7 protein-coding genes and 2 pseudogenes are annotated in these 6,974 nt (G+C 64.2%); 2 read left to right on the top strand and 7 right to left on the bottom strand.

Annotated elements, in window-relative coordinates:
* Positions 1-66 precede the first annotated feature (66 nt).
* The 6 genes and pseudogenes from arsH to L4923_RS27650 form a co-directional block, all read right to left on the bottom strand.
* Positions 67-771: an arsenical resistance protein ArsH gene (gene arsH / locus L4923_RS27675; protein ID WP_343304325.1), complete on the bottom strand. Its 705-nt coding sequence runs from the start codon at positions 769-771 to the stop codon at positions 67-69.
* A complete protein-coding gene (gene arsC, locus L4923_RS27670; RefSeq protein ID WP_239370322.1) occupies positions 768-1,181 on the bottom strand; it encodes an arsenate reductase (glutaredoxin) in 414 nt (137 codons plus the stop codon). Before arsC ends, arsH begins: the two co-directional genes overlap by 4 nt.
* Positions 1,178-2,239, bottom strand: a complete 1,062-nt coding sequence (gene arsB / locus L4923_RS27665) for an ACR3 family arsenite efflux transporter (protein WP_239370321.1) — start codon at positions 2,237-2,239, stop codon at positions 1,178-1,180. Before arsB ends, arsC begins: the two co-directional genes overlap by 4 nt.
* A gap of 3 nt (positions 2,240-2,242) precedes the next feature.
* Positions 2,243-2,632 (bottom strand): annotated as a pseudogene (gene arsN2, locus L4923_RS27660) (arsenic resistance N-acetyltransferase ArsN2); the annotation flags it as partial.
* A 45-nt stretch (positions 2,633-2,677) separates the two neighbouring features.
* Positions 2,678-3,181, bottom strand: a pseudogene (locus L4923_RS27655) (arsenate reductase ArsC); the annotation flags it as partial.
* Positions 3,178-3,546 carry an ArsR/SmtB family transcription factor gene (locus tag L4923_RS27650; protein ID WP_239370320.1) on the bottom strand — a complete coding sequence of 123 codons (369 nt, stop codon included), beginning with the start codon at positions 3,544-3,546 and terminating at the stop codon, positions 3,178-3,180. The gene L4923_RS27650 and the pseudogene L4923_RS27655, both read right to left, overlap by 4 nt.
* A 42-nt stretch (positions 3,547-3,588) precedes the next feature.
* Here L4923_RS27650 and L4923_RS27645 point away from each other — a divergent pair, with 42 nt between their 5' ends.
* A complete protein-coding gene (locus L4923_RS27645; RefSeq protein ID WP_239370319.1) occupies positions 3,589-4,116 on the top strand; it encodes a DUF6428 family protein in 528 nt (175 codons plus the stop codon).
* A gap of 206 nt (positions 4,117-4,322) precedes the next feature.
* Complete coding sequence (locus L4923_RS27640) at positions 4,323-5,975, top strand: lysine--tRNA ligase (RefSeq protein ID WP_239370318.1); 1,653 nt, start codon at positions 4,323-4,325, stop codon at positions 5,973-5,975.
* Here L4923_RS27640 and L4923_RS27635 read toward each other — a convergent pair.
* Positions 5,938-6,966 carry a thermonuclease family protein gene (locus L4923_RS27635; protein WP_239370317.1) on the bottom strand — a complete coding sequence of 343 codons (1,029 nt, stop codon included), beginning with the start codon at positions 6,964-6,966 and terminating at the stop codon, positions 5,938-5,940. The two genes, L4923_RS27640 and L4923_RS27635, sit on opposite strands and share 38 nt — an antisense overlap.
* Positions 6,967-6,974: the final 8 nt, after the last annotated feature.

The following is a 6,974-nucleotide window of genomic DNA, read 5'->3' as shown; positions in this document are numbered from 1 at the left end:
TGCCATAGGCGATGATCTGGGTGACCCCTAGCGCCGCCACGGCCGCAAGCGGCGTCTGCCTCGCCATCACTGCGAGGCCAGGCTCACACGCTTGTCGAGGCGGGCGGCGCTCTCCTTGCGTTCACTGTAGCGGTCGGTGAGGTGATCGCAGATGCCGCGCGTCAGCAGGGTGAACTTCATCAACTCTTCCATCACGTCGACCACACGGTCGTAAAAGGCGGAAGGCCGCATCCTGCCAGCCTCGTCGAATTCCTGCCAGGCCTTGGCCACGGAGGACTGGTTGGGGATGGTGATCATGCGCATCCAGCGCCCGAGGATTCGCATCTGGTTGACCGCATTGAAGGATTGCGAACCGCCACTGACCTGCATGAGCGCGAGCGTGCGTCCTTGCGTCGGCCGGACGGCGCCGCCCGGGAGGGGTATCCAGTCGATCTGCGCCTTCATCACCGCACTCATCGCACCGTGCCGTTCGGGACTGACCCAGACCTGGCCCTCGGACCACACCATCGCCTCGCGCAGTTCCTGCACCTTCGGATGATCGGCCGGTGCATCGTCCGGAAGCGGCAGGCCATCAGCGTGAAAGATACGCGTTTCGGCGCCCATGGCATCGAGCAGCCGCTGCGCTTCGAACGCAAGAAAGCGGCTGTAGGAGCGCTCGCGCAGCGAGCCGTAGAGCAGCAGGATACGCGGCTTGTGCATGGGAAACGCGGCGCGCAGGGCATCCGCATCCGGCAGCCGGAATGCGCCCTTGTCGAGACTGGGCAAGGTCACGCAACCTCCGGACCGTGGCGAACCACCTCACCGTCTTCCTTGGTGAAAGTGGCGACGGGGTTGTCGAGAAGATCGAGCACGGCCTCGGACGGCCGGCAGAGCGCCGTGCCTTTCGGGGTCTCGACGATCGGTCGATTGATCAGGATCGGATGCGCCATCATGAAGTCGAGCAGTTCGTCGTCGGACCACTTGCTGTCGGCCAGACCGAGCTCGCCATAGGGCGTACCTTTCTCGCGCAGCAGCTGCCTTGGCGTGATCTGCATGGCTGCGATCAGTTCGACCAATCGCTGCCGCGATGGCGGGTGGACGAGATATTCGATAACAACCGGATCTTCGCCGCTGGCCCTGATCATCGCCAGGGTGTTGCGGGACGTGCCGCAGGTGGGATTGTGATAGATGGTGACAGTCATCGCGCCTTCCCGGTTTCTACGGCAGGTGCCGGCTTCAGGCCGCGCTCATACCAGCCTTTGCTGCGGTTCACGATCGAGACGACGGAGAGCATCACCGGCACCTCGACCAGCACGCCGACGACAGTGGCGAGCGCCGCACCGGAATTGAAACCGAACAGGCTGATGGCGGCGGCGACCGCCAGCTCGAAGAAATTGGAAGCGCCGATCAGCGCCGAGGGACCGGCCACGCAATGCTGCTCGCCGCTGACGCGGTTGAGCAGATAGGCGAGCCCGGCATTGAAATAGACCTGGATCAGAATCGGCACCGCCAGCAGCGCGATGACCAGCGGCTGCGCAATGATCTGCTCGCCCTGGAAACCGAACAGCAGCACCAGTGTGGCCAAAAGTGCGATCAGCGACAGCGGCTGCAAGGTTGCAAGCAGCCGGTCGAGCGCCGACTGGCCTCCGCTGGCAAGCAGGCGCCGGCGCACGAACTGGGCAACGACCACTGGGATGACGATGTAGAGCACGACCGAAAGTGCCAGCGTGCCCCATGGCACGGTGATTGCCGAAAGGCCGAGCAGCAGGCCTACGATCGGCGCGAAAGCGACGACCATGATGGCGTCGTTGAGTGCCACCTGGGACAGCGTGAAATGGGGCTCGCCTTTGGTCAGGTTCGACCAGACGAAGACCATGGCCGTACACGGCGCGGCGGCCAGGATGATGAGCCCGGCAATATAGGAGTTGATCTGGCCGACTGGCAGATAGGGCCGGAACAACCAGCCGATGAAAAGCCAGCCGAGCAGCGCCATCGAGAACGGCTTGACCGCCCAGTTGATGAACAGCGTCACGCCGATGCCCCGCCAATGGCGGCCGACTTCGCCGAGCGCCGCGAAATCGATCTTGAGCAGCATCGGCACGACCATCAGCCAGATCAGGCCCGCCACCGGCAAATTGACCTTGGCGATCTCGGCCGCGCCGACCAGTTGGAACAGGCCGGGGAACAGATGGCCGAGGAGTACGCCGGCGACGATGCACAGGCCGACCCACAGGGTCAGGTAACGTTCGAATGTCGTCATCGCTCAGGCCGCCAACGTCTTCTCAAGCACGGTCGCCGATTGCGGGCAAAGCGCCGAGGCCTGCCGGGTGGCGAGGATCGATTGCGGAACCGCCGCGCGATCGACCTTGTGGAAGCCAAACTCCTCGAAGAATGGAGCTGCGTCCGTGGTCAGCAGATAGGCGCGGCGGGCGCCGTCCAGCCGCGCACGCTCCAGCAGGATCTCTGTCGCCGTCTCGCCGACGCCTTGCCCGCGATGGCCCTGCAACACGACGATCGAGCGCAACAGGGCATCCTCGCCATGCAGTTCATAACCGCCGAATGCGACTCTGGTGCCGCCACGCGACAGGCTGAAGAAGCTGCGGCCCTGCTCCTCCAGGTCATCGACCGGCAGGTCGGCATCGACGAGCGCAGCCCGAAATTCGCGATCCGTGCCATCGATGGCTTCCAGCGCCAGCTGCGTCGTCCCCTCGCTCGACCCGATGCGCCGGAGATGACGCTGCATGGCAAGTTCATCGATCGAGGCGTGCGGCAGGTTGAGGAAGGCGTCGATGCGGTTCTTCATGTAGCGCGCGGCCGTGGAGAAAGCCCGTTCCTTGTCGATATCCGAGCCTTCCACGGCTGCGGGATCCTCAATGCCCCAATGTGCGGTCATGGGATTGCCCGGCCAGACCGGACAGGCTTCGCCGGCGGCGCTATCACAGACAGTAAAGATGAAATCCATTTCCGGCGCACCGGGAGCAGCAAACTCGTCCCAGCTCTTGGAGCGGAACCCTTCGGTCGGATAGTCCAGCGCGGCGAGCACCTTGAGCGCGAAGGGGTTGACGACGCCCTTGGGCTGGCTGCCGGCCGAAAAAGCCTTGAAACGGCCGGCGCCTTCCTTGCTCAGGATACTTTCCGCCAGGATGGAACGGGCGGAATTGCCGGTGCACAGGAACAGCACGTTGTAGACGTGATCACTCATTTCACGATCTCCTGCAGGACGATGTCCCTGGATGGGGTGCAGCAGGCTGCCGCAGTGGCGACAGGGGCGCAGATTTCCGGATGGCCGCCGCAGCAATCCTCCATCAGGAAACGGATCAGGTCGCTTAGCGCGTCATAGCCGGCGCTGTAGATGATCGAGCGCGCGTCGCGCCTTGCCGTGGCCAACCCCGCCCGCTCCAGTTCCTTCAGGTGGAAGGACACGTTGGAAGCCGAGACCTCGGCTTTTTCCGCAATGGTGCCGGCGGCGATGCCGTCCGGGCCCGCGACAACCAGCATGCGCAGGATACGCAGCCGGGTCTCCTGTGACAGCGCGCCGAACGCCGCGAGGGCTTGACGTTCATCCATATTTCAATAATCCTAAAAGTATCGAAATGAGGATTAGCGCAGATGAACGCTCTTGGCAACGTCAATGTTGTTTCGGCTCCTGTCGATGGCGACGACATCACCATCGGCGAACTGCTGGAGGCACTCGGCCGGCATCCCTCCAGCCCGCTCACCTTCCGTTATGAAGGCCGTGTGCTACGCAAGGGCTATCATGTGACGGAAGTGAAGGCCGGCAACTTTGCCGGCCTCGACTGTGGCGCCAATCCGGAAGCGTGGACGGAGATCTTCGTGCAACTGTGGGACGTCGACGACGCGCCCGACCAGATGACGGCCAGGAAGTTCGCCGCCATCATCGGCAAGGTCGCCGACCACCTTTCGCTCGACCGAAGCGCCCGGCTGACCTTCGAAGTCAGCGACGGCGTCCAGCCCATGCAACTGCACCGTGCCGCTGCCCCCGTCATGGACAGGGAAGAGATCGTGGTGGAACTGTCGCCGCGCCCGGCAAGCTGCAAGCCGCGCGATCGCTGGCTGGCAGAACAGCAGGCCGCCAGTGCCTGTTGCGGCCCGGCAAGTTCACAATGCTGCCGGTGAGTGGATCTCGCACCGCCCACGATAAGCTCAGCCAAGGAAAAAATGCCCGAAATCGTTGACGCCCCGGTATTGCACGGAGCCGAAGCATCCGCTCCATCTCTTTGCATGCGCATGATCGTGATCCGAAAAGTCTTCAACTTTTCGGGATCATGCTCTAGAGCAGGCCGTCCGGCAGCGTGGCCGGGCTTGTTTTCAGGGCATCCATCATGGCCATATCCAATTCGATCGATCTCAATCCCGAACTGCTTGCAGCCGCTGCCGAGAGCAAAGCCTGGCCGTTCGAGGAAGCCAAAAAGATCGTCGAACGCTACAAAGGCCGCGATTTTCCCGAGACCGTGCTGTTCGAGACGGGCTACGGCCCATCCGGCCTGCCGCATATCGGCACCTTCGGCGAGGTGGCGCGCACGACCATGGTGCGCCATGCCTTCCATGTGCTGACGAAGGGCGAGGTCAAGACCAAGCTGCTCTGCTTCTCCGACGACATGGACGGCATGCGCAAGATTCCGGAAAACGTGCCGGATCGAGCCGCGCTCGAACCTTATCTGCAGATGCCGCTCACCGTCGTGCCGAACCCGTTCGGCGGCGACTATGAGAGCTTCGGGCATCACAACAACGCGATGCTGCGGCGCTTCCTCGACACGTTCGGCTTCGACTACGAATTCGCCAGCGCGACCGACTATTACAAGTCGGGACGCTTCGACGAGGTGCTGCTGCGCGCCGCCGAGAAATACGACGCCATCATGAAGGTGATGCTGCCTACGCTGGGCGAAGAACGCCAGGCGACCTACAGCCCCTTCCTGCCGATCTCGCCGAAGAGCGGCCGCGTGCTCTACGTGCCGATGAAGCATGTCGACGCCAAGGCCGGCACCATCACCTTCAACGACGAGGACGGCACCGAGACGACACTGCCGGTGACCGGCGGCGCGGTGAAGATGCAATGGAAGCCGGATTTCGGCATGCGCTGGGCAGCGCTGGGTGTCGATTTCGAGATGTTCGGCAAGGATCATCAGACCAACGCCGCCGTCTACGACAAGATCTGCAACATCCTGGGCGGCCGTGCGCCGGAACATTTCGTCTATGAACTGTTCCTCGACGAGAACGGCCAGAAGATCTCGAAGTCGAAGGGCAACGGCCTGACCATCGACGAGTGGCTGACCTTCGCGCCGACGGAAAGCCTTGGCCTCTATATGTACCAGCGGCCACGGCAGGCGAAGAAGCTTTACTTCGACGTCATCCCCAAGGCGGTGGACGAGTATTATTCCTTCCTCTCGGCCTATCCGCGCCAGGACTGGAAGGAGAAGCTCGGCAACCCGGTCTGGCACATGCATGATGGCCACCCGCCGGCCATCGACCTGCCGGTTTCCTTCGCGCTGCTGCTCAATCTGGTCAGCGCTTCGAACGCCCAGAACAAGGACGTGCTGTGGGGCTTCATCTCGCGCCATGCGCCGGGCGTGACGCCTGCCTCACATCCCGAGCTCGACAAGCTGACCGGCTATGCGATCCGCTATTTCGACGACTTCGTGAAGCCGACCAAGGTCTACCGCGCGCCCGACGATGTCGAGCGCGAGGCGCTGGCCAAGCTCTCGGAAGCGCTCGCCGCACTGCCCGCCGATGCCAATGGAGAGGCGATCCAGAACAGCGCGCTCAACGTCGCGCGCAAGATCGAGCGCTACCAGGATCACAACAAACAGAGCCCGGAAGGCGGACCCGGCGTGTCGGTCGCCTTCTTCCAGATGATCTACCAGGTGCTGATCGGCCAGGAACGTGGCCCGCGCTTCGGCTCGTTCGCCGAACTCTACGGCATCGCCGAGACGCGCGCGCTCATTGCCCAGGCGCTGGAGGGAAAACTCGCAGCGTAGGGTCGCCGCCGGTTGGCGGGGGCGGACTGCTCGGTGCCGCCGGGGCACGAAGGCCGGAGCTGTCGATGATCGAACTCGGCACCGCTTCAGGTGCGGAAACAGGTGGCGGGGCCGGCGGCAGGCCGGTCCCCACGGGCGCCATGCCAAAAATGCCCCGCTTCTCCGTCTTCGCCTTTTCGCCGGCCTCCGTATAGGGACCGCCGGCGGCGGGGCGTGCCCAGCCATTGACGACCAGCCACTCGCCGACATCGACCTTGCCGATGCGGCAGGGGGCAGAGATCAGGTCGCGCCCGCCTTCCGGCGGCACCACGCAGTTGACGGCACGCTGGCGGATGAGAGCGCGGAAGGCCCCGCGCGCGCGGACACCGCAAGGCCACGACTTGCCGGCTTCGTCAGTGCAGGTCTCATCCTCCGGAATGATGTCGACGCCCGAAACGGCGACCGAATAGCCCTTGGCTTCGAGGCGGCCTGCCGCGGGCGCCACCGCCTGGTAGAGCGGCGTGCCCTTCCATTTGTCCGGCATTGCCGCTTTCTTCGGCTGCGCCTGCGAAAGCTTGCTCAAGGGCGCGCGCGGCTCGATGCGCTGCAAGGCACCGGGATCGCCCGGCGGCGCCGCCATCATCGGATCGATGGTGCGTGAGGCAGCCTGCGCCTGTTGCTGGATGGTGTCCGCCGACGGTGCAGCCTGCTGCGGCCCCGGCTGCGCAGGTTTCGAAGGCTGGGGATCCTGCGCTTGGCCCGACTGCTGCGCCGACGACTGTTCTGATTGCGGCGGCTGCCCGGTTGCAGGCAGGGGCTCCGGCGGGGGCGCGGCATCGCTGTCTTCCGGCAAGTCGGCGGCGGCGGGATCGCCCAGCATATCGAGCGTCGGCACGTCTTCGTTCGATATCTCGACCTTGGCGCCCTCGGTGGCGATACGGCCGCCCGCGACGATGGCTGCAGCGGAGACGCCGAGCACCAGAACGGCAAGCACTGCGGGAAGCGGTCTCACGCCGCCAT

This window comes from Terribium retamae (assembly GCF_022347545.1).
In the GTDB taxonomy this organism is placed as follows: Bacteria; Pseudomonadota; Alphaproteobacteria; order Rhizobiales; family Rhizobiaceae; genus Mesorhizobium; species Mesorhizobium retamae.
The sequence above is the reverse complement of the archived record's forward strand: the minus strand, read 5'-3'. Positions and strand labels throughout refer to the sequence as shown.